Source organism: Nanhaiella sioensis (assembly GCF_046557775.1).
GTDB lineage: Bacteria > Bacillota > Bacilli > Bacillales > SM2101 > Nanhaiella > Nanhaiella sioensis.
Genome location: NZ_JBKAEG010000001.1, coordinates 3,343,260 through 3,364,068, shown reverse-complemented (window position 1 = coordinate 3,364,068; position 20,809 = coordinate 3,343,260). Strand labels below are relative to the sequence as shown.

Here is a 20,809-nt window from a genome sequence, read left to right as displayed (position 1 = left end):
ATGAAACGTTTATCAGATGAACTTTTAATTCAATCTTATATTAAAGCGATGGACCTTAAACTTAGCAATGAATTTATCCATTTAATTAAACTCGAAATAAATCGTAGGTCATTGAACAACAAAATAAAAATTCCCTCATAAGAGCAAGCAAACTCCTAGGTCTTAGTTGAACCACTAAGATGCCATTCACTTTCTTGGAAAGTAGAAATTTTGAAGCTGTGTAAACAGTAAGATTTCTTAATATAGGAATATTTGATTAATGGCTCATATATAATCTCGGACGTTGACACCCCTATAAAATCTAGCTAGGATAGCACTTCTTGCTAATCTCCTCTCTCTTTGCTTTTGATGCTAACTTTGGATTTTTCTTTTCGCAATGGGCTGTTTTCAAATTGATTGTTGTTTTTCGTATTAAGGAAAAAACACGTACACAACTAGAGACATCTTTTCTTCTCTATAGACTTTGAGTGTAACTTACAACACGTCAGTTACTTACTCAAATGTAAGTGTAAAAAAGCAACAATGTAATACGAAAAGAACCTTAAGTAATATCGGCCACCTAAATGAATTTAATTTTACACAGTAACCATCGATAATGTTAAAGACATAGAAGTAAAAACATTAGAATGGTTTGAAGAAAATCATGACAACAATAAGTAATACTTATCAAACATCATAAATAACAAATATTTTACTTATCGTATATAGATTTATAAAATAAAAGAGAATTTAGCAACTTCTATGATTATAAAGTTGTAGAAAATATATAAATTTTTATTAATAATGGGAGTGGGTTTTATGATCCTTGGTTTACATCACGCTCAGATAACTATTCCAAAAGGGGCTGAAGAAGAGGGAAAAAACTTTTATTGCGGGATTCTTTGTTTACCTGAGAAAGAAAAGCCTGAATCGTTAAAAGGACGTGGAGGGTTTTGGGTAACAGTAGGAGATAGAGATGTACATATAGGTACAGAAGATGGTTTTGACCGCTTATCAACAAAGGCTCATTTAGCTTATCAGGTAGAGAATATATCTTATTGCCGAAACGTGTTAGAACAATATAACATTCAGATCATTGAAGGAGTACCTATTCCAAATTTTGAGCGTTTTGAATTTAGAGATCCGTTCGGAAACAGAGTAGAGATGATTCAAGAAATTTAGGTTCCTTTTTAATTCATATTAGTATTTAGATGAAGAAAACAAAGAGCTTAGGGGTTTCCCCTAAACTCTTTGTTGATAAGAATTCGCTTGGTGATTAATTGCGATTACGATGAGAAATGATTGTGTTTTCTCGATCTGCACCTCAATTTCAACACGCTGAACTTCAACAAAACCCCTATGTTATTCAGTTAATTCCATAAATTGCTTGACATCTTCAATAGAGAGTTTTACTGCTTGCTCCCAAAAATCTCTTTGTGTCAAATCAATTCCTAAGTGTTTATGTGCCAACTCTTCAACAGTCATCCTTGCTGTATCTTGTAAAAGAGCGATATACTTTTCTTCAAATTGTTTACCTTCTTCTTGAGACTTTTTATAAATTCCAAGTGAGAATAAATAACCAAATGTATATGGAAAGTTATAAAATGGCACTCCTGTAATATAAAAATGTAGCTTAGAAGCCCAAAAATGCGGATGATATTGCTCTAATGAGTCACAATAAGCTTCTTTTTGTGCTTGAAGCATTAGTTCATTTAGTCGTTTTGTACTAACCATACCCTTTTTACGCTCTTCGTAAAACGCAGTTTCAAACATAAATCTAGCATGTATATTCATATAAAAGGCTACACTTCGCTGAATTTTATCCTCAAGTAAAGCAATCTTTTCTTCCTTTGAATTTGCCTGCTGCACTGCTGCATCTGCCACAATCATTTCAGCAAAGGTTGATGCTGTCTCAGCAACATTCATTGCATAACTTTGATTTAGTGGATGTACATCACCCATCGCATGTTGATGGAAAGCATGTCCTAGCTCGTGTGCCAAAGTTGATACATTTGATGGTGTACCAGAGAAAGTCATAAAAATACGAGATTCATCACTATCAGGAAAACTTGTGCAAAAGCCACCTGGTCGTTTTCCTGATCGATCTTCTGCTTCAATCCATCTATTATTAAATGTTTTTTGTGTAAAATTAGTAATTTGTTCCCCAAACAAGCCAAATTGTTTTAAGATGAACTCTGCACCTTCTTGATAAGTAACTGTTGAGTCAGTTTTACCAACAGGTGCGTCCAAATCACTCCAGCTTAGTTTTTCTACATTTAACAGTTTTGCTTTTCTATTTAAATAGTCGACAAATGGTTGCTTAAGATCTGTAATAACTGACCACATCGTATCCAATGTTTGTTTGCTCATACGATTAATGTCAAGCGGTTCTTTTAAGACATCATCCCAACCTCTTTTGTTGTATACTTGTAAGCGAAAGCCTCCTAAATGGTTTAATATTTCGCTATAAAAATCAGCTTGCTCTCCCCAAGCTTGCTCCCATTTTTCAAACATGCTCTCCCTTGTATCTTTATCCTTACTTGAAAATTGATTGGCAGCTTGACCTATTGATAAATTTTGGAGTTTTCCATCTACTTCAAATGGGATTTTCATCTTACCAACAGCTAAATTATACATTTGTCCCCAAGAGTGATAACCGTCAACAGATAAAGAATTTATAAGCTCTTCTTGTTCAATGGGTAGCTTTTCACTTGCACGTTTCCTGCGTTCAGTTAATACATATGACAGTTCTGCTAATAATGGATCTAATAGTAATTGACCCCACACTTCATCACTTATTGACACAAGATGTTCATCAAAGTGTGTAGTAATCGTTGCAAAAGCTGCATTCAATTGGGTAATTTCACCACGTAATATGTTAGCTTTCACATCAGAAGTATCTTGTGCCTGAAGACAGCTTACAAATGCACCCGTCTGTCTAATTTTCTTTGCAACTGATTGAAAGAGATGAATAAGATTATGTAAACCTTCTACATCATTCCCGCCGCTAGGTGATTCAAATGCCTGTACGGCATTTTGAAACTCCTTCATATTTATTTCAATTTGTTCAATATAATTTTGTAAGTCCTCAGAATCACTTCCACCTTTAAAAATAGACTCTAAGTCCCATGTATCTAAATAAGCATTATTCATTCTGACATACCTCTCCTCTATAAAATTATTATATCTTCATATTATTTTATTCTATAAAAAAATTCAAATAACTTAATTCGCTACTAATAGCATTTATAATTGTTTAAATTGCCTTTTTTGCTGGGACAGACACAAAATCCACATCACGCTCATAAGAATTATTAATAGGCTTTTGCCTAGAGAATGAATGTGGAGGTGATTGGGTGACAGAAATTTTATCTGCATTAGGTTATTTCATAAAGGAGTTAGTTTTTTTAGTATCACATGTAAAAAACAATGCCTTTCCACAACCGTTGTCTCCCTCTGAAGAAAAAAAATATTTACAGCTCATGGCGAATGGTGACGAACATGCAAGAAACATATTAATTGAACATAACTTACGTTTAGTTGCACATATTGTGAAAAAATTTGAAAACACTGGTGAAGATGCAGAAGATTTAATTTCCATCGGTACGATAGGTTTAATTAAAGCAATCGAGAGTTACTCTTCAGGAAAAGGAACAAAACTTGCGACATATGCAGCTAGATGTATTGAAAACGAGATACTTATGCATTTAAGAGCTTTGAAAAAAACTAAAAAAGATGTCTCACTTCATGATCCAATTGGGCAAGATAAAGAAGGTAATGAAATTAGCTTGATTGATGTATTAAAATCAGAAGCTGAAGACGTGATTGAAACGATTCAATTAAATATGGAGTTAGAAAAGATTAAAGAATATATCGATATACTTGATGAACGAGAAAGGGAAGTCATTATTGGACGGTTTGGTCTAGATCTAAAAAAAGAAAAAACTCAACGGGAAATTGCAAAAGAATTAGGTATATCTCGAAGCTATGTTTCTCGCATTGAAAAAAGAGCATTAATGAAAATGTTCCATGAATTTTATCGAGCTGAAAAAGAAAGAGGGAGAAAATAAAACAACGAAATTTATTACACCTACGATAAGCCTACAACTATAGAGTAATATTTTCGTTGTCCTTGCCACTGTGATTATTTTTGTTTATCTTTTTGCAGTTTTCTATTTTTGAATATCTTCCCTATATAAAAAACACCAATAAATATAGTAATGATCAAGAGCCATATTGGAGAGTAACCAATAATAAGCACAAGCATTGTAGAGGCAAAACTGATCAGTCCATTAATACTTTCTACAAATTCTTTTTTTACTTTATCCCAAGTGTTTAACCCGTCGTTATCAATATTAGCTATAACGACTTTGTTTTCAATCATTGACACAGTCACTGTCGATAGACTAGTTTGGTTATCTAAATATTTAATCCTACCAACAAGATGCTCGATTTCCTCTTGAACTCTCTCTAAGTCTTGTGAGATGGCAAGTACATCTTTTGTCTCCTTGGCATCTTTTAAAAATTGTAATAATCTATCCTCTACAATCCTTTTTGACTTTAATCTTGATTGTAAATCGACATATTCTTCTGTCACATCTTCGCCAGAGATATTTTTTGAATAAACTTTCACGCTTAATTGTTCAAGTTTATCTAGAAATGAGTAAAAGTTATTTTGAGGAATCCGTAATACTACTGCACCTTCAAGCTGTTCTTTATGTTCGTTATACACATTTGATTGAACGATATAACCCCCGATAGCTTCAGCATCAATTTGAATTTGCTTAAACGTTCGTTCATAATCCTCCACTTCCATCCTTATATTAGCTTGATAAATAACCATTCTGTCTTGGTTTGGATTATTTGTTATCTCTGTTTCGTTTGGTGCAGATTCTTCTGATGTGGTTAAGTCCATTGCTATTTCAGCTGTATTTTCATTTGATAAACTTGCTTTACCTTCATTGTACGAGCTACAACCAAATAATAGTAAATTGATAAAAACAACCATACAAAGCTTTTTAAATATATGCTTCAAGACTACCACCCTCACCTGTTATTGATAGACTATCTCGTAAACTCTGTTGTTAGCTATATAAAAAAATCTATGATGAAGTAGTGGTGTTAGGTTTACATCGTTTTAAAGAAAGTAAACCAAAATCTAGTTGTTGGTGTTTTTTTACTATTTAAGAAAGGGCTATTTTCATATACTTTGTAGCTTTTTTCACTTTTATTTGAGTAAATGGTGCATTTGATATGATTTATAGATTTTTGAGAAGTAAGGAGACCACGAACGCAATAAGTATACGTGTCTATATCTAAGAATCAAAAACAACAGTCAATGCGAAAACAGCCTAAAAAACAACGAGCTATTAGAAAACAGTCTATTAAAAGCATAGACGAATTTTCGAACCATTTTGTTACATTTATACATCTGAAAAGGTTGTTGTCGCGTTGAACACTATGATATAAGCAAGCATTCAGGGTATATTTCATCTTTAATAACGATAATAGCTGTATCATCCCTCGAGCCGTTCTAAATTAGTACAATTAGCAAAAAAGTTTCGAAAAAAGCACCTACAATCATGGTTTGATATATTAAGCTACATTTCTAAAGCAAGGTTTTATTTCTGATTGAGTAGTTCACCGAAGTTATTTTCTGAGACGACTTTGAATCCATGGCTCTCCAACAATGCAGCTGTAACTCCGTTACCAGCTATTTTCATCCCATTAAAATCCCCATTGTAAATGTATGTGGAACCACAAGAAGGGCTATTTTCCTTCAAGACTACAGTAGATGCTTTATATTGTTTAGCGATTTTTAACGTATCGTAAGCACCCTTTATAAATTGTTCAGTAACATCCTGTCCTGAAATTGATAGTACTTTTGCATCTCCACTAAGAACATCTTTGCCACAGCCACCGACAATTTCAGCTGGTTCCCTAGGAGTAGCTAAGCCTCCTAACACTTCTGGACATACCGCTACAGCCTTTTTCTTATCAACTAAATCTTTTATTATATGATGTAAACTATGATTTCCATCATAACGACACTCATTTCCTGCTAAACAAGCGCTTACTAATATCATTTATATGCGGCCTCCCTATGAAAATGTTCATCCTTACTATTTATTTTACCACATGAACTTGTCATGATTTTAAAAGTGATAACACATATCAATATTTATACTGTAGAGGTTGTAATTTATAAATATATGAAAAAGTGTTATAGTTAACTGAAACTTTACGTAAATATGCTCGTATTTATAAAGTGATAACAATAAGGGGGAACCTACTAGTGAAGCGAACAGGAGAAATAGTTTTAAGTATAATCGGAGCCGTACTTAGTGGCTTTTTAGCAATTATAGGAGGGGCATTTACTTATTTAATGACCAATGAAGCATTTTTACAGGAGTTAGAGGCACAATTTGCTACTGACCCTCAGCTTGCTACATTCAATATCGCAGACTTAATGGAAATTATAGGTAATACTGGATGGATTGTTGTAGCTGCCGGTATGATTGGTTTAGTATTAAGTATCATTGCAGCCTTTTGTTTAAAAGGAAATAATAAGCCAAAGCTTGCTGGGACTTTATTAATTATTGCTGCATTATTAGTCGCCTTAATGACTGTGTTATTTGCATGGCCAATCGCTCTACTGTTCTTAATTGCAGGGATTATGAGTTTAGTACGTAAGCCCAAGCAAAACATATACGATTAAGATTTTTAGCCTTATGACCGATTTCCATTATAAAAAAAGAATTAGGTGTGACCACCTAATTCTTTTTTATAATTAAATTTCTTCACTAATTTCAGTACCAATTACTATGCCGACAACAACGGTAATCGTGATGCCCATTACGATTGCAAACATACGCTCACTCCCCTTTGTAAAAGAATGACCCAATATCTCTATATTCAATTTACCACATATTTAACTTTAATAAATTTAGTAACTGTGAAAGTTCTGTTACTGATTTTTCAGCATTCTTGTTAAATACAATAATACTATTACAGCTAGTAGAAAGGGGGAGCATGAAACCTATGGCTTTGTGCTCACTCTTCCTGATCGTATATACCCGCCAATAATCTGTTAGTTTCGAAAGGCTCATGTCGAACAATCTTCTGCTATATATAATTCATAGGCTTTTCTCGTAGACTTATGAAATTCTAACAAAAGGGAATTAAAGCTATTCTCATCGTTGTATAGAAAAAAAGATGCCACAAATGATAGTTGTATACGGGAGTGCATTTCCTAGTACGAAAAACAACAATCGATGTGAAAACAATCAATCTATATGTTATTATCGACTGTCGAGCCGCGAATTCAAGTTGTAAACTGAATAACCATAAAATGCAAAACAGTCAATTTTTTAACTTAATATTTTAATTACGGAGTAATAGTTCTACAATCATTACATTTCCTCTGGAGCTTCAATTCCCAACAATCTTAAGCCTTCTTGTAAAACGATCATTACTGAAGTTACTAGTCCAAGTCGAGATATCAGCTCGCTATCTTTGACTAACACCTTCACATTACCGTAATATTTATTAAATTCTTGTGCTAGGTCAATTAGGTATTTTGCAATTTGGGATGGTTCAAATTTTTCATAGCTTCTCTTAATTACATTTGGAAAGTCTATTAACAATTTAATGACTGACCAACTAAGTTCATCAGCTAAACCTTCTATATTGTGTACCTGTTCTTGTCCCGATTTTCTTATCAAAGAGTTAGCTCTTGCATGAGTGTATTGGACGTAAGGTCCTGTCTCCCCTTCAAACTTTAACATCTCTTCCATTGAGAATTCTACATTATTTAATCGTTCATTTTTTAAATCGTGAAAAATAAGTGAACCGATAGCAACCATTTTAGCTACTTTGTCTTTATTTATTAGTTTTGGGTTTTTCATTTCTATACTGTGTTTAGCTAGACTGATTGTTTCGTTTATAACCTCCTCAAGTAGAACAACTTTTCCTTTTCTCGTCGACATCTTCTTACCGTCTTTTAAAATAAAGCCAAATGGAATGTGAACGAGATTGTTCGACCATGTAAAACCTAGCTTTTTTAAAACAGCAAAGACTTGATTAAAATGCAGACTTTGTTCATGGCCAACAACATACAATGCCTTGCTAAACTGATACGTTTCTTTTCTATATATAGCAGCTGTTAAATCTCTCGTTGCATATAGAGTTGCACCGTCAGATTTTTTGATTAAACACGGTGGATAATTATACTCACTTAGATCAACAACATCTGCACCTTCTGATTCGGAAAGTAACCCAGACTTCACAAGTAAGTTCAGCGTTTCTTCCATTTTATCATTGTAAAAAGCTTCGCCATGATAAGAATCAAACTTGATACCTAGTAAATTATAAATACTCGAAAATTCTTTAAGTGATTCATCACGAAACCAATTCCATAGTTCGATTGCATGTTCATCTCCATCTTCAAGTTTCTTGAACCACAATCTTGCTTCATCTTCCAAGTGTTTATCTTTTTCAGCCTCATCATGAAATTTGACGTACAATTCCAATAACTGTTTAATTGGATTCTCTTTTACTTTCTCTTCATTTCCCCAGTGTTTATAAGCAACTATTAATTTACCAAATTGTGTACCCCAATCCCCTAAATGATTAACTTTAATGGATTGAAATCCACATTTTTCTGCTATAAGTGCCAGTGAATTTCCTATAACTGTTGATCTTAAATGTCCCATAGAAAATGGCTTAGCGATATTTGGGGATGAAAAATCAATAACTACATTTTCACCATTTCCAATATTTAAAGTTCCAAAATGATTACCTTGCTTTAGGATTATAGCCATTACTTCTTTACTAACTTCCTTTTTATTTAAAAAAACATTTACATATGGACCATCAGCTACAACTTTATCAAATAATGTGTGGCTAACCTGTTCAGCTATTTCTTTAGCAATATGATTTGGAGATTTTCGAAACTTTTTGGCTAAGGAAAAGCACGGAAAAGCAATATCACCCTGAGTATGAAACTTTGGTCTTTCAATTATCTGTAACGTCTCTTCATAAGTTATAACATCCTTTAAAACTTGTGAAATTTCCTTAGCATATATTTCTGAATAATTCATTTTCTTCATCTCCTACCTGTTATTTTCATCAGTACGTTTACTGTCCAAGTCTCTATGTCTACTGTCCATACTAGGGAATGTGAAATAGTGTTTCAAAAGGGTATACCTACAGTAATGTGTGGTTAACTATGTAACTAGAGCAGATCATATTCTTTCCGGAACTCTTGTAGCTTGATTCTTAATAGCAGGAAAAATATGAATTACCTTTTTTATTTGGTACACCCCTTCTGATAAAACTAAAAAAATCCCGCCTCTTAAAAGAGACGAGATTTTCCCCGCGGTACCACTCTAATTGTTCAAATTGAACCATCTTAATGTCATTGATAACGGTTGATTAACCGGCATACCCTACTTGTACAAGGTTATTTAAATAAAAATAACGCTAATACTTTTTCGGACTGCTTCTCCGAAGTACGTTTCATTATGAATAATCGATTAGGCTTTCACCATCCCTAACTCGCTACACGTATATTCAAAATTACTGTCTTCTTCAACGAATGAATTATTTTTACAAATTATAAATAAAGTTTAGAAATATTTCAAGGTTATTTATTCGGTAAATTTATATATTCCCATTTATTTTTTCTACATCATGTTGTAAAATGTTTTGTATTTTATCTAAAAATGCTAGTTGTAATTCGTACTGAGAATAAATACTTTCAAATGTGGCTTTAGTAATCAGAGATAGCTCACCCATCCCTTTCTCCTTATGTTCTTCTCCTTCTCTTAAAGCTGTACGTTTTACACTATTGGATAGCTAGTCATTTTGATTTGGCAATATAATGTGTAAGTCCCACAGTTAACAAAGGCTGCAAAATAGTTTAACGAATGAATAGCAAGATCTTTTCGTAAACTTTATTGGTAAATTTTACAAAATTAAAAAATTGATTGCTATTTGTTAATAGAAAAGTTGTAAGGAACAACCAGTTGAATACGTGCTGATGCCCTACAATAGATGAGCCACAGCAATTTGGCTGTGGCTTAGTTTCCATTTAATTTTAACAAACTAATTTTCCCTGCTAAAGTTTCTGCTGTCGTTGGACCAACTATTTTTTCTCGTATAATGCCGCTTGGGTCAATGATAAAAGTTTCAGGCTGGCCAACTACTAAATAATTTTTTGAGACATTATCATCTGTATCAAATAAATACAGTGTTGTTGAATTATGTTCTTTTATAAATTTTTCAACACGACTTTTGGGTTCTCCACGGTCGATAATAAGAAGCTTATACTTATCTCCATATTGTTGATGAAAGGCTTCGAGTTCAGGTTCTTCATCTACACACGGCTTACACCATGTAGCGAAAAAATTTAATACAACGAATTGCCCCTGATAGTCAGATAAAGTATGAGTATCTCCATCTAAATCCTCTAGTGTGAAATCATAAGCTGAGTCACCAACCTTAACTCCTTTGACTCCTTGTATTCCTGAAGCTAAAAAGAAAAATACGGCTGCCACCAAGCATAGTACTATGATTTGAATCATTCTTCTTTTGTTCATACAAATCATCCTCTAAACTGGATTTATCATCATTAAGAGTTACGTTCTACCAGTTGATGAATACAGTTAACAGCACAATCAAAAAGGACGTGTACTGTTAATTCAATACTAATATTGAAGTTTACTAGAACGAGCTTATTGCTTCTCTAACTCTTGTATATAATCTAATTCTTTTTCTAGTTTTCTTTGCCGTTTCCCAAGCATAACTACATATCCAGCAATTAAGACCCATGCAATTGTGTATGCACTAAATAAATATCCCATTTTCAGTTCCTCCTCTTTATTGTTTATTTACTATTCCATCGTACGCATAGCACCTTTAGCTATGAAAGTACTTTCCCTAGTCGCCTACCCTATACCAGACAGGAAATAATCTCCCCTGCAAATAGTTAAATAAGGCCTAGTGAATTTGGATTCTGAAAACCTACATATGCTACGGTATTTTTCGTTACTACCTTTTACGAAATTTTATTCATTAACTTCTCTTGAATAGCTTTCTTATTTTGAGCGATCGCAATTTTTGCTTTTTCTATATAAATACCTTTTTGGAGTAAAACAATATACAACAAAGTAATAAAACCTAGCGTAAATAACAATGTAAATAACATTTCAGGCTCAATTCCGCCTCCTTGTTGTGTCGGACCATCACCAAACACGATTGGATGAAGCTTTGAGTTCCACCAGCGTATTGCCATAAATACAATTGGAACATCAATAAAACCGATAATTCCAAATACTGAGGCTAATCTTGCTTTCTTTTCCCATGCTCCGTCCATACGACGAACCATAATATAAGATACATAAATAAACCATAAAATCAATGTCGTTGTTAATCTAGGCTCCCAAGTCCACCATGTATTCCATGCACTTCGTCCCCAAATAGGTCCAGTTGTTAAGACAATAGTTGTAAAAACAACACCAATTTCAGCAGAAATTCCTGCAATGATATCATAAATTCTCTTCCTTTTTATAAGGTATAAAATACTATAAACAAACACGACTCCAAAAGCCAAAAACGCAACCCAAGCTGAACCTACGTGAAAATAAAATATTTTTTGTACTACGCCCATCGTAACTTCGACTGGAGACCATATAAATATTAAAAACATTGTTACTACACCTATTGGAATTGTTAGCCAAAAAAGTATTTTATGAAGTTTTGATTCTGATTGCCAAACCACATTATTCTTTGTCATTTTTCACACCTCCATCACATATTCAAATAATAAGAAACAAATAACAAAAAACACAAGATCATACCCAATCATCAATTGCATCCACGATATAGCACTTGATAAATTCTCAAGATTAACTAGCAATATTTTTGTTGCCTGCACAGCTGCAATAATAATCGGACTAACTATAGGAAATAAGACAATTGGTAATAGCATTTCACTACTCCTTGAATTAGCAGTTAATGCAGCTAAAAATGTACCAATGCTTATAAAACCAAAAGTTCCTAAAAAGATAACTGCTAAAAATAAGGGAATGTTTCCTAGTAAGCGAAAATCAAATAAGATAAATAATAATGGTATAGAAATCAATTGAACTAATAACACAAAAATGAAATTAGCGAGCATTTTGCCAAAATAAATACTTGAAGGATCAATAGGTGCGACAATCATTCCATGTAAGCTATCTTGATTTTTTTCAGCTAAAAATGAGCGGTTCAACCCTAATATTCCAGCAAAGATAGTAATGACCCATACCATTCCAGGTACCACTGCTTTGACAGCATTACTCGTAGGGTCAAATGCAAAGCTAAAAGTCACAATAACAAGCCCTGAAAAGATTAACATAGTACTTAATAGTTGTTTTGTTTTCCACTCAGAATATAGATCTTTCCAAGCGATAATCCATGCAGATTTAAGTAGTTTAATCATGTTAACTCACCAGTCCTGCATACATTTCTTTGATATCTTTCACGTTTTTTGCACCTGAAATAGCAAAATCATCAATTAACAATCCTTGTTTCATAACGATTGCTTTATCACATGTTTCAATGAGTTGATGGAAATCATGTGTAACCATAATTATAGTTGTACCTTCCTGCTTCAATTGCAAAATAACATTATTTAAAATTGAAACTGCCCGTTGATCTAACCCAGTATGTGGTTCATCTAGAAGTAGAATACTAGGTGAATGAATAATCGCTCTAGCAATCGCAATTCTTTGTAGCATTCCTCTTGAAAATGAGCGAACAGGCTCATGCATAAATAAGCTTAAACCTACCATAGAAATGAGTTCTTTTGCTCTTACCTCAATATCTTCTACATCATAGAGTTTTCCGTAATAAACTAGATTCTCAATCGGTGAAAAGTGATCATATAAGTAACTGCTATGTGATAAGAATCCAATTGTTTTCTTAATAACCTCTTCGTTCGCTTTTAGCTTCATATTATTTATCAAAACATCACCAGATGTCGCCTCCAGCAATCCACTAATTATTTTTAATACTGTACTTTTCCCTGCTCCGTTGGGACCTAGTAAAGCGGTCGTTTCCCCTTCTTTTACTGTTAGATTGACTCCACGTAGAATCTCTTTCTCCCCTATCTTTTTCGTTAGCAAAGATGTTTTTATCACGCAGATCCCTCCAATCTATTCAGTCATTTGTTTTATATTAAATTTCACTTTAATTAACATATCTTTATAAGCATTAAACTGTTCATGGAACTTATCTTCAGATATTTTTCCTGCTTTCAGTTCATCTTCTAAATCGATCATTTTCGTCATAATTGCATCGCGCTTTCCAAGCAATTGTTGAAAAATCTTCTCCTCTTTATCCTCGGTCAAAGAAATTTGCCTATTCTGGTCTTTTTGACGAAAGTAAATGAAAAACAGCCCTCCTCCAATTATGATTACACCAAGAATAATTAATAATATATGTGGGTTAAATTGTCTTAATGGTGAATCAAACCACATTCGTAAATGTCCTGGATTATGAAAGCTTGGAGAAGTTTGTGTGACTGCAGCACTCATCATATAAATGCTTTTCATCTTACTTCCCTCCCCGCTGTTTTCTCGTTTGATCAAGTTCATTAGCTATTTCATTTTCTATATCCTTTTTAACTTGTTCAGGCATATTTTTTATTGTATTAGCAACATGAACATCGTCTACTAACGTTTCCTCCGCCATAATAGGAAGAAGCATTTTTTCGTAGTTATTTTTTAATTTCTCATAATCTTCTGTCGATAATTTTTTCATGTTATAATCCATTTCGAGTTCATTTAGTGTCGCAAATATTTCTTCTTTTTTTATGATATCTACTTCATCTATCATGCTTTCATGAAAAGTTACATTCTTTTTTGACAGCAGTGGAGATATTACTAAATAACTACAAACTACTACTAATAATGTGGCTGTTATAATTGAGACTAGATCCATATCAATCACATCCTAGAAAAACTTTTTTCTTTCTTTATCAATCATTTCTCTTAAAACAGAATCGGTGTTCTCGTCAAGTAAAGCTTCATCAGTTGTTATTGAATGAGCACTGTTATTTTTTTTGATCCAACTACGAATAACTGTAAATACAATCACTCCAGCTACAATCAATACGATAAATGGTGTGATCCATGCAGAAAGGCTAAATCCTTGCTTAAGTGGGGCTGACAATGCCTCTTCGCCAATTTCCTCAACGTAGAAATTTAAGATCTCTTCCTTGTTCATCCCTTCTTGCATCATTTGAGCAACTTCTTCGTAATATTCTTGCTTAACAGGGCAAGTAGCCAAATCATCCCCCGCATGTCCTTCCATGGCAAGCATTGCAACAATGCTCTGAAATAGTGCCGAACTATAATCAACATCTTCTGCTGCATAGGTACCGGAAGAAAATAAAAGTATAAGAAGCCCAGTTAAAATGAATAAGCGCTTCATCATTTCCCCATCCTTTCTACGCAAACCCTTAAGATACATGTCGCCGTACCCCTTTATATCTCGGTGTAATATTGCCGTATTTTCCGCTCCAAACAGCAAATATTGCGCCTATTAAAACAACCATGCCACCCGTCCAAATCCATTTTACAAGTGGATTAATCCGAATAACAAATGTAGCTCTTAAATCTTGCTCCCAACCACTTAACACAATATAAAGATCTTCGTCCCAATTACTAATAAGAGCTACCTCAGTAGACGGTTGTTCGAATGAACCATAAAAGATTTTCTCAGCTTCAGCATATCCTAAATCTTGACCGTTTTTATTAATTTTTAGAGTGGCAAACACTACATCATTGATACCTTCACGCTTTTGTTGTAAGTTCTCATAGGTAATTGTGTACTCTGCAAGTTCAATACTTTCTCCCATCGCTAGCGTCTTCATTGTTTCAACATTGAAGTTATTTGAACCAATTATACCTACTGCCATTAGAGCTATCCCAATATGAACGATATAGCCACCGTACCGTCTGCGATTACGTGACATTAAACGGCCAAGTGCAACAATGACATTTTCTCCAGTAACTGACTTTCTAGCCTTTACCCCGCGACTAATTTCAAGAATATGAGTAAAAATCATGAATGCAACAACAGCAAAGCCGATAATCGGATAAGCTTTTTTAATACCTAGAAGTATTAGTAACATAGCAACAAGTAAGCTCAAAATTGCTGGAATTAAAAAGTTTTTTCGTAGATTTCTTACAGTTGAGCGTTGCCAAGCGATTAAAGGACAAATAGCCATAACAAACATTAATGCAAGCATGATAGGTGACATAACTGTATTAAAGAAAGGGACACCAACCGTAACCTTCGTTCCTTTAACCGCCTCAGAAATGAGTGGGAAAATTGTTCCCCAAAATACTGCAAATGTCGCACCAACAAGTATTAAATTATTGATTAAAAAACTACTTTCTTTTGATAAAAATGACTCAAACTGTCCGCTGTTTTGTCTTAATAAATGAAAACGACTCATCATTACATATAGTGCAAATAAGACTGCAAGTGCCATAAAAATTAAAAAGTAAGTACCTAAATTACTATCTCCAAAAGCATGAACTGAAGTTAAGACGCCACTTCTTACAAGAAAAGTTCCAAATAATGTTAATGCATATGAAAGAATAATCAAACTAATATTCCAAATCTTCAACATCTGCTTGCGTTCTTGAATCATTACCGAGTGTAAAAAAGCAGTAACAGTTAACCAAGGCATGAAGGATGCATTTTCAACAGGGTCCCATGCCCAATAGCCACCCCATCCGAGCTCAAGATAAGCCCAATAACCTCCGATTATATTGCCAAGAGTTAAAAATAACCACGCTACTATTGTCCAACGTCTCGTCATACGAATCCAAAAAGCGTCTACATTTTTTAGTATTAAAGCAGCGATAGCAAATGCAAAAGGTACAGAAAGTCCTACATAACCTAAGTACAATGTTACTGGATGTAAAATCATCCCTGGGTCTTGTAACATTGGATTTAAACCTTTCCCAACCTCTGGAATAATATCATTCAGTTCAAAAGGTTTCGTAGTCGTTGCTAACAAGAAGTAAAAGAAAATAATATTTCCAAGCATGATTGTTCCAATATAAGGAACCATTGGATTGTCTTTCATTTTTCTTGAAAACACAACCATCGTTGCGTACATCGTTAAGAAAAATGTCCATAATAATAAAGAACCTGCATTACCTGCCCATAATGCTGAAAGCTTATATATAAGTGGTAAATCGCTACTTGTATACGTAGACACATACTTAAATTGAAATTGACTTGTACCTAAAGCGTAGAATAAGACAAACATTGAAACACTTGTTAATAAAAAGATCGATAACACACCATTCTTCCCACTATTTATTAACTTTTGGTTTTGCTTTCTTATTCCTAATATGAGAATAATAAATGAATAGATTGAAATGACTAATGCTAAATAAACAGCTGTACTACCAATTAAATACATGGCTAATCACCTTTCTTTACTCCTCATTTTCTATCTTTTTATGAAGCTCTGGGTCATAGTCACTTTTATCTTGGTCTTCATATTTGGATGGACACTTAGTTTGAAGTTTCTCAGCAAAAAACACACCATCCTCTTGTATATACCCCTCTACAATTGCAGTTACATCTTCACTAAAATTGTCTGGTCGCACCCCTTGATAAAATATAGGAAGCTCATTACCATCTTCGTCTCGTACTGTAAAGCGAAGTTCTATATTATCTGCATTCCAATCAATTGAATCTTCAATTAATAATCCTTGGGTCATGACGAATTTATCGCTGTACTTCTCTTCATTTGCTAAAAGTTGTGTAAGTGTCAACTCTGTACCGCTTGAACCTGGTGTAGCAGCTATGAGCAATGTGAGAATAGCTATGATGATCAAACTTCCACCAAACAATACTTTTTTATTTTTGTTCATTCCATTCACCCCTCAACTTAGTTCACTCATTTTTTTGCGATACGTTTGTTCATCAATTTCACCATTAGCCAACATGTTTCTTAACTTCTTTTTATCTTGTTGTCGGTTTGTAGCTTTAATTTCGCTTTCACGTTCTTTGTGTTTCTTTTTCTGAAAAATTAACAGCATGATTGTGAATAAAAATATTAATGAAATGACAACGATTGCAATAATTGTATTTGTTGATAACCCTCCATTATTTGATGAGATAGTTTGTATTAGGACACTATTGTTGTTATTTGGTGTTATTTCATCAATTTTACTAGTTGTCGTTTCGTTGTCTTTCTTCTCATAAGACACATCAAATACTTTCTTCTCCCCAGCTGTTAATTGAATAACCTCATACAAATACATGTTAATCCCCATCGTATCTTGTGAATGCTGATCAGTTGTTGGTTGTATGGCAAAATCACTTGCCCCTAATGGTTCAAAGAAAATAATGTTTATAGCATCCATATTATTGTCAGCTACGTATTCATATGTGAAATTTTTCTTATTCCCGGTATGGTTTATATCATGATAGTAATATTCAATAACAAATTTATAGCCTTGCCCTGGATCAATAGGTTCGTCTGGCATAATCGTTACTTTGTTAGAATTCTTCTTCATTTGTACTTCAATTTCTTGAAGTGATTCTTTTGTTCCATCGAGGGTATGTGCTGCTAGCCCTATAAAAAAATTTTTCTTATTCACAGGTAATGTTAGTTCGATACCTTGGCTAATTGACTCAGAAGATTGATTTACAATAGTGCCATGATAACCAACAAGAACAGTTGGTTCATCATTATTAGCATGAGGATGATTTGTATATTCCGGCATAACGATTATTGTAATGTCTTCTATAGATATGTTGTCGTAAGATGCTAGTATAGATGGAGGAAAGAGAATACTCATTAGTACCAAAATGAATATTGGAAAACATTTTTCTTTAACATAAGGAGTCTTCATTTTTTTCACCTTATTTCCCATTTCTTTCATTTCTAATATGATTGTATTAAAAATTGCTTGGTTACAACATATTGGTAAACCTATTGTCAAAAATCATCCATATTTTAGTTCACAAAAACTTCATACCAAATTGTGACTTATGTTACAGACATTACCGAAAGATAGAATCGCACTAAGGATCATCACCCGACGAATGACAGATTCCTATCATTTAGAGATGACCTTCACACTTCAATGATTAGAGTGGTGACTTGGGGGATAGACGCTAATCCTTGACAATACCGTAATCCAACTAGGCCCAAAAGTCGTGTCTTGTGAAGGTTACTTTAATACCATTTTGGCTCCTTAGCTAGTGTATTCGAGCCACTTCGTTTTACTGAAAAGCTGTATTGAAAGATGGAACCAGCTATCTGAAATCCATTTTAAAAAATAAACCATTCAGCTTGATTCAATTAAAAATTTACAGTATATTAATAATAAACACGATTCTTGTGATTTATTTCACATATATATATTAAGACCATTGTCTTATGAAGGCTCTTATCAAAACATTTTTCTACTATTGATAAAACATCTAGATCAAATTAGTGTTATGTTTGTACAATGTCAAACATATCCTTGCACGAAATTGTTACCACCTTATAAACAATGGAAATATAGTTTTTAACTGAACAAAAATGCACCGTACAATATAGCCGTATTGTACGGTGAAAATTAGTTTGTTAATCATCGTTCTGTAAGTGCTTAATTTTTTGGTGGTTGTTGATTTGGAAAATAATCATTTATGACATGGTCTTTCTTTTTAAAGACATCTGGTTCATCATAAACAGCTTTTTTCACTTTTGCTATTTCTTCTTTTAGTTCGTCAATATTTACATCAAGTTTCACTAACTCTTCAGTTGCAATAATAATAGCTTCATTTAATGCTTCAGTAGATTTTTTCATACTATCCATTGCACCTTGAGGGTCATGGAATCCAGCAGAATTTTCTGCAGCTACAATATCAAATAACCACTGTCCTTTACGAACAAGTTGTTGTGCTTCTTCAATTTTAGACTCAGGAGCACCAGTAGTTATCATCTTATTAATATAGTAATGTGCATCAATGGATATTTCTTCGGCTTTGTGTAAGTTTTCCATATGAGCATCTTGAATGCCTTCAACCCGATCTATAAGCTCTTGCTCAGTCTTGTCTGCATGACATGTACGACATGATTGCTCAACCGTTTTTAAAGGTGAAGTCCATTGGTGACTAGTAATCTTTTTCTTACCATCTGAACGTTCGTATGGCATATGGCAATCCGAACAGGAAACTTCAGCAATTCCATGAGGGCCTTCAGACCAAATTTCGAATTCTGGATGCTGAGCTTTTAGCATTGGTGCACCTGAAACAGTATGAATCCAGTCTTGTGCAAACCCAGAATCTTTTGCTATCGTATCGTAGTATTCATACATTTCTTCTGGCTTTAATCCATTTGTCCATGGGAATGTTACTGCCTTCTTTTCTGGTTCAAAATAGTACTCTACGTGACATTGTGCACATACATACGTACGCATTTCATTTTTTGTAGGGTTTGAAATGTCTACTCCCCTTGCTTCCATAGCTGTTGCAAACATTGGACGAGTGACACGTAATTCCATCGTTTCGGGATCATGACAATCTGAACAACCGATAGGAGAATGTCCTAATTCTTCAGCACGAGGTACAATCTCGTTTCGAAAGTTTGCCGACCAGTATCCGTCTCCAAACTCGTCTTCCTCTAACAAAATAGGAACTGCAGTACTTTTACAAGTTAAACAAGAACCAATTGACTTATCCGTAATTCTAGCAATATTTACATTATCTTCAATGGCGTAAATGTGTCCACGATCTTCATTATATTCCTTTGCAAATCCGTAACCATTAAAAATTATTGGTAAATAAGGCTCTTTAGTATGATCAAATTTTGACGTTGGTACTGATCCACCGTATTTCGTATCAGACATTTCTTCATTACGCTTATAGCTTTCATACTGTAACGGAAAAATATCAGCAAATGCTTCATTATTTATTTCGTCAGCTGATAGTCCCGTATTGTATAACTTTTTAGCAGTTATACTTTCTTTCGCTTCATCTGAACCACAGGCAGCAATAATAGAGATTAAAAAAATTACTAAAGCAGTGGGAACTATAATTCTTTTGATGTTTCTATGCATTTTCCTCACCCTTTCTCAAAAGATTCGTTTCGATTATTAATGTCATAATCCGCAGGTTTAAACCATTCATCTGTCTTAAAGTTGCCATTACCATGAGGGATTTGCCTATGACAATCCGTGCAATTTTCTTTTGCATCATGTGATAAATTATTTAGTGTTCCTTCGTGACAGCTTTTACAGTTTTCTTGAATAACGTCAATGGTGGCTGTTTTCGCATGAATAACATCAGGAATCTTATCTGCCCCAAATGTATTCATGTAAATATCATGCGTTCCAGCTTTCGCTTTAAATAGTATTTTCCTTCCAAGGCTATCAGTTGGAGCATGACACTTATTACAGGCGATATTTGCATGTGTAGAGTCTGCAAAGCTACTATAGGCTGAATCCATAGGGTGACAAGTCGAACAAAATTCTGCACTATCTGTATAATGCATTGTCTCAGCACTTGCTACTGCTACAACAACTCCTAAAAATAGCCCAATTAAAATAACGACTTTTTTATCCAGCGCTTTAAGCTTTTTCACCATACCTTCCCCCTCCTCTTCTGTCATTTTTATATCTTCTTCATACAAATTAAAAGGCTAATTAGTATGTCAGCCACTTAATAAATTGACACATGTGAAAAAATGAGCAATTTGATAAATATTGATTTACCGCTTTGTGATGATAGAAAAGTATAACCATATTTCATTCACGAATAA

23 protein-coding genes and 1 other annotated feature are annotated in these 20,809 nt (G+C 33.8%); of the genes, 4 read left to right on the top strand and 19 right to left on the bottom strand.

Going from position 1 to position 20,809, the window contains the following annotated elements; all coding sequences use genetic code 11:
* Together V1503_RS15550 and V1503_RS15545 are read left to right on the top strand one after the other, a co-directional pair.
* Positions 1 to 141: a sporulation histidine kinase inhibitor Sda gene (locus V1503_RS15550; protein WP_410629448.1), complete on the top strand. Its 141-nt coding sequence runs from the start codon at positions 1 to 3 to the stop codon at positions 139 to 141.
* A gap of 657 nt (positions 142 to 798) precedes the next feature.
* Positions 799 to 1,161, top strand: a complete 363-nt coding sequence (locus tag V1503_RS15545) for a VOC family protein (RefSeq protein ID WP_410628066.1) — start codon at positions 799 to 801, stop codon at positions 1,159 to 1,161.
* Between the two features lie 180 nt (positions 1,162 to 1,341).
* Here the strand turns inward: V1503_RS15545 and V1503_RS15540 are convergent, their stop codons facing one another.
* Positions 1,342 to 3,132 (bottom strand): M3 family oligoendopeptidase, encoded by a 1,791-nt coding sequence (locus tag V1503_RS15540; protein WP_410628064.1) that lies wholly within the window; start codon positions 3,130 to 3,132, stop codon positions 1,342 to 1,344.
* Positions 3,133 to 3,335: 203 nt separating this feature from the next.
* On the opposite strand from V1503_RS15540, the gene sigK reads away from it, so the two are divergent.
* On the top strand, positions 3,336 to 4,049 hold the full coding sequence (sigK, locus tag V1503_RS15535; protein WP_214480356.1) for an RNA polymerase sporulation sigma factor SigK: 714 nt from the start codon (positions 3,336 to 3,338) through the stop codon (positions 4,047 to 4,049).
* Between the two features lie 74 nt (positions 4,050 to 4,123).
* Here the strand turns inward: sigK and V1503_RS15530 are convergent, their stop codons facing one another.
* The gene (locus V1503_RS15530; protein WP_410628061.1) at positions 4,124 to 5,014 is read right to left on the bottom strand and encodes a DUF4349 domain-containing protein; all 891 of its coding nucleotides are present in this window, start codon (positions 5,012 to 5,014) and stop codon (positions 4,124 to 4,126) included.
* 586 nt (positions 5,015 to 5,600) lie between these two features.
* Positions 5,601 to 6,065: a 2-thiouracil desulfurase family protein gene (locus V1503_RS15525; RefSeq protein ID WP_410628059.1), complete on the bottom strand. Its 465-nt coding sequence runs from the start codon at positions 6,063 to 6,065 to the stop codon at positions 5,601 to 5,603.
* A gap of 209 nt (positions 6,066 to 6,274) precedes the next feature.
* On the opposite strand from V1503_RS15525, the gene V1503_RS15520 reads away from it, so the two are divergent.
* The gene (locus tag V1503_RS15520; protein WP_320256802.1) at positions 6,275 to 6,697 is read left to right on the top strand and encodes a DUF4064 domain-containing protein; all 423 of its coding nucleotides are present in this window, start codon (positions 6,275 to 6,277) and stop codon (positions 6,695 to 6,697) included.
* A gap of 72 nt (positions 6,698 to 6,769) precedes the next feature.
* Here V1503_RS15520 and V1503_RS15515 read toward each other — a convergent pair whose 3' ends face one another.
* From V1503_RS15515 to V1503_RS15440, 16 genes are all read right to left on the bottom strand, one after another.
* A complete protein-coding gene (locus V1503_RS15515) occupies positions 6,770 to 6,898 on the bottom strand; it encodes a hypothetical protein (protein ID WP_410628057.1) in 129 nt (42 codons plus the stop codon).
* 493 nt (positions 6,899 to 7,391) lie between these two features.
* Positions 7,392 to 9,080 (bottom strand): arginine--tRNA ligase, encoded by a 1,689-nt coding sequence (argS, locus tag V1503_RS15510; protein WP_410628055.1) that lies wholly within the window; start codon positions 9,078 to 9,080, stop codon positions 7,392 to 7,394.
* A 256-nt stretch (positions 9,081 to 9,336) separates the two neighbouring features.
* Positions 9,337 to 9,583, bottom strand: a binding site (T-box leader).
* A gap of 59 nt (positions 9,584 to 9,642) precedes the next feature.
* Positions 9,643 to 9,777 carry a hypothetical protein gene (locus V1503_RS15505; RefSeq protein WP_410628053.1) on the bottom strand — a complete coding sequence of 45 codons (135 nt, stop codon included), beginning with the start codon at positions 9,775 to 9,777 and terminating at the stop codon, positions 9,643 to 9,645.
* A gap of 284 nt (positions 9,778 to 10,061) precedes the next feature.
* Positions 10,062 to 10,580, bottom strand: coding sequence for a TlpA family protein disulfide reductase (locus V1503_RS15500; RefSeq protein WP_410628051.1), 519 nt, complete (start codon positions 10,578 to 10,580; stop codon positions 10,062 to 10,064).
* A gap of 135 nt (positions 10,581 to 10,715) precedes the next feature.
* Positions 10,716 to 10,844, bottom strand: coding sequence for a CcmD family protein (locus V1503_RS15495; RefSeq protein ID WP_214480365.1), 129 nt, complete (start codon positions 10,842 to 10,844; stop codon positions 10,716 to 10,718).
* 194 nt (positions 10,845 to 11,038) lie between these two features.
* A complete protein-coding gene (locus V1503_RS15490; RefSeq protein ID WP_410628048.1) occupies positions 11,039 to 11,776 on the bottom strand; it encodes a cytochrome c biogenesis protein in 738 nt (245 codons plus the stop codon).
* A 3-nt stretch (positions 11,777 to 11,779) separates the two neighbouring features.
* Positions 11,780 to 12,463: a heme exporter protein CcmB gene (locus V1503_RS15485; RefSeq protein WP_410628046.1), complete on the bottom strand. Its 684-nt coding sequence runs from the start codon at positions 12,461 to 12,463 to the stop codon at positions 11,780 to 11,782.
* A gap of 1 nt (position 12,464) precedes the next feature.
* On the bottom strand, positions 12,465 to 13,163 hold the full coding sequence (locus tag V1503_RS15480; protein ID WP_320256797.1) for an ABC transporter ATP-binding protein: 699 nt from the start codon (positions 13,161 to 13,163) through the stop codon (positions 12,465 to 12,467).
* 15 nt (positions 13,164 to 13,178) lie between these two features.
* Positions 13,179 to 13,577 carry a hypothetical protein gene (locus V1503_RS15475; RefSeq protein WP_410628044.1) on the bottom strand — a complete coding sequence of 133 codons (399 nt, stop codon included), beginning with the start codon at positions 13,575 to 13,577 and terminating at the stop codon, positions 13,179 to 13,181.
* Position 13,578: 1 nt separating this feature from the next.
* A complete protein-coding gene (locus V1503_RS15470) occupies positions 13,579 to 13,965 on the bottom strand; it encodes a hypothetical protein (RefSeq protein WP_214480369.1) in 387 nt (128 codons plus the stop codon).
* A gap of 12 nt (positions 13,966 to 13,977) precedes the next feature.
* On the bottom strand, positions 13,978 to 14,496 hold the full coding sequence (locus V1503_RS15465; protein WP_410628042.1) for a cytochrome c-type biogenesis protein: 519 nt from the start codon (positions 14,494 to 14,496) through the stop codon (positions 13,978 to 13,980).
* On the bottom strand, positions 14,486 to 16,468 hold the full coding sequence (locus V1503_RS15460) for a heme lyase CcmF/NrfE family subunit (RefSeq protein ID WP_410628040.1): 1,983 nt from the start codon (positions 16,466 to 16,468) through the stop codon (positions 14,486 to 14,488). Before V1503_RS15460 ends, V1503_RS15465 begins: the two co-directional genes overlap by 11 nt.
* Before the next feature lie 16 nt (positions 16,469 to 16,484).
* A complete protein-coding gene (locus V1503_RS15455) occupies positions 16,485 to 16,925 on the bottom strand; it encodes a cytochrome c maturation protein CcmE (protein WP_214480371.1) in 441 nt (146 codons plus the stop codon).
* 12 nt (positions 16,926 to 16,937) lie between these two features.
* The gene (locus V1503_RS15450) at positions 16,938 to 17,912 is read right to left on the bottom strand and encodes a hypothetical protein (RefSeq protein WP_410628037.1); all 975 of its coding nucleotides are present in this window, start codon (positions 17,910 to 17,912) and stop codon (positions 16,938 to 16,940) included.
* A gap of 744 nt (positions 17,913 to 18,656) precedes the next feature.
* Positions 18,657 to 20,108 (bottom strand): ammonia-forming cytochrome c nitrite reductase subunit c552, encoded by a 1,452-nt coding sequence (locus V1503_RS15445; RefSeq protein ID WP_410628035.1) that lies wholly within the window; start codon positions 20,106 to 20,108, stop codon positions 18,657 to 18,659.
* Between the two features lie 5 nt (positions 20,109 to 20,113).
* A complete protein-coding gene (locus tag V1503_RS15440; protein ID WP_214480374.1) occupies positions 20,114 to 20,635 on the bottom strand; it encodes a cytochrome c3 family protein in 522 nt (173 codons plus the stop codon).
* Positions 20,636 to 20,809 lie beyond the last annotated feature (174 nt).

Coding starts and splice junctions, on each gene's coding strand:
- V1503_RS15550 (WP_410629448.1), top strand. CDS start 1: ATGAAACGTTTATCAGATGAACTTTTAATTCAATCTTATATTAAAGCG.
- V1503_RS15545 (WP_410628066.1), top strand. CDS start 799: ATGATCCTTGGTTTACATCACGCTCAGATAACTATTCCAAAAGGGGCT.
- V1503_RS15540 (WP_410628064.1), bottom strand. CDS start 3,132: ATGAATAATGCTTATTTAGATACATGGGACTTAGAGTCTATTTTTAAA.
- V1503_RS15525 (WP_410628059.1), bottom strand. CDS start 6,065: ATGATATTAGTAAGCGCTTGTTTAGCAGGAAATGAGTGTCGTTATGAT.
- argS (WP_410628055.1), bottom strand. CDS start 9,080: ATGAATTATTCAGAAATATATGCTAAGGAAATTTCACAAGTTTTAAAG.
- V1503_RS15505 (WP_410628053.1), bottom strand. CDS start 9,777: ATGGGTGAGCTATCTCTGATTACTAAAGCCACATTTGAAAGTATTTAT.
- V1503_RS15500 (WP_410628051.1), bottom strand. CDS start 10,580: ATGAACAAAAGAAGAATGATTCAAATCATAGTACTATGCTTGGTGGCA.
- V1503_RS15495 (WP_214480365.1), bottom strand. CDS start 10,844: ATGGGATATTTATTTAGTGCATACACAATTGCATGGGTCTTAATTGCT.
- V1503_RS15490 (WP_410628048.1), bottom strand. CDS start 11,776: ATGACAAAGAATAATGTGGTTTGGCAATCAGAATCAAAACTTCATAAA.
- V1503_RS15485 (WP_410628046.1), bottom strand. CDS start 12,463: ATGATTAAACTACTTAAATCTGCATGGATTATCGCTTGGAAAGATCTA.
- V1503_RS15475 (WP_410628044.1), bottom strand. CDS start 13,577: ATGAAAAGCATTTATATGATGAGTGCTGCAGTCACACAAACTTCTCCA.
- V1503_RS15470 (WP_214480369.1), bottom strand. CDS start 13,965: ATGGATCTAGTCTCAATTATAACAGCCACATTATTAGTAGTAGTTTGT.
- V1503_RS15465 (WP_410628042.1), bottom strand. CDS start 14,496: ATGTATCTTAAGGGTTTGCGTAGAAAGGATGGGGAAATGATGAAGCGC.
- V1503_RS15460 (WP_410628040.1), bottom strand. CDS start 16,468: ATGTATTTAATTGGTAGTACAGCTGTTTATTTAGCATTAGTCATTTCA.
- V1503_RS15455 (WP_214480371.1), bottom strand. CDS start 16,925: ATGAACAAAAATAAAAAAGTATTGTTTGGTGGAAGTTTGATCATCATA.
- V1503_RS15450 (WP_410628037.1), bottom strand. CDS start 17,912: ATGAAGACTCCTTATGTTAAAGAAAAATGTTTTCCAATATTCATTTTG.
- V1503_RS15445 (WP_410628035.1), bottom strand. CDS start 20,108: ATGCATAGAAACATCAAAAGAATTATAGTTCCCACTGCTTTAGTAATT.
- V1503_RS15440 (WP_214480374.1), bottom strand. CDS start 20,635: ATGGTGAAAAAGCTTAAAGCGCTGGATAAAAAAGTCGTTATTTTAATT.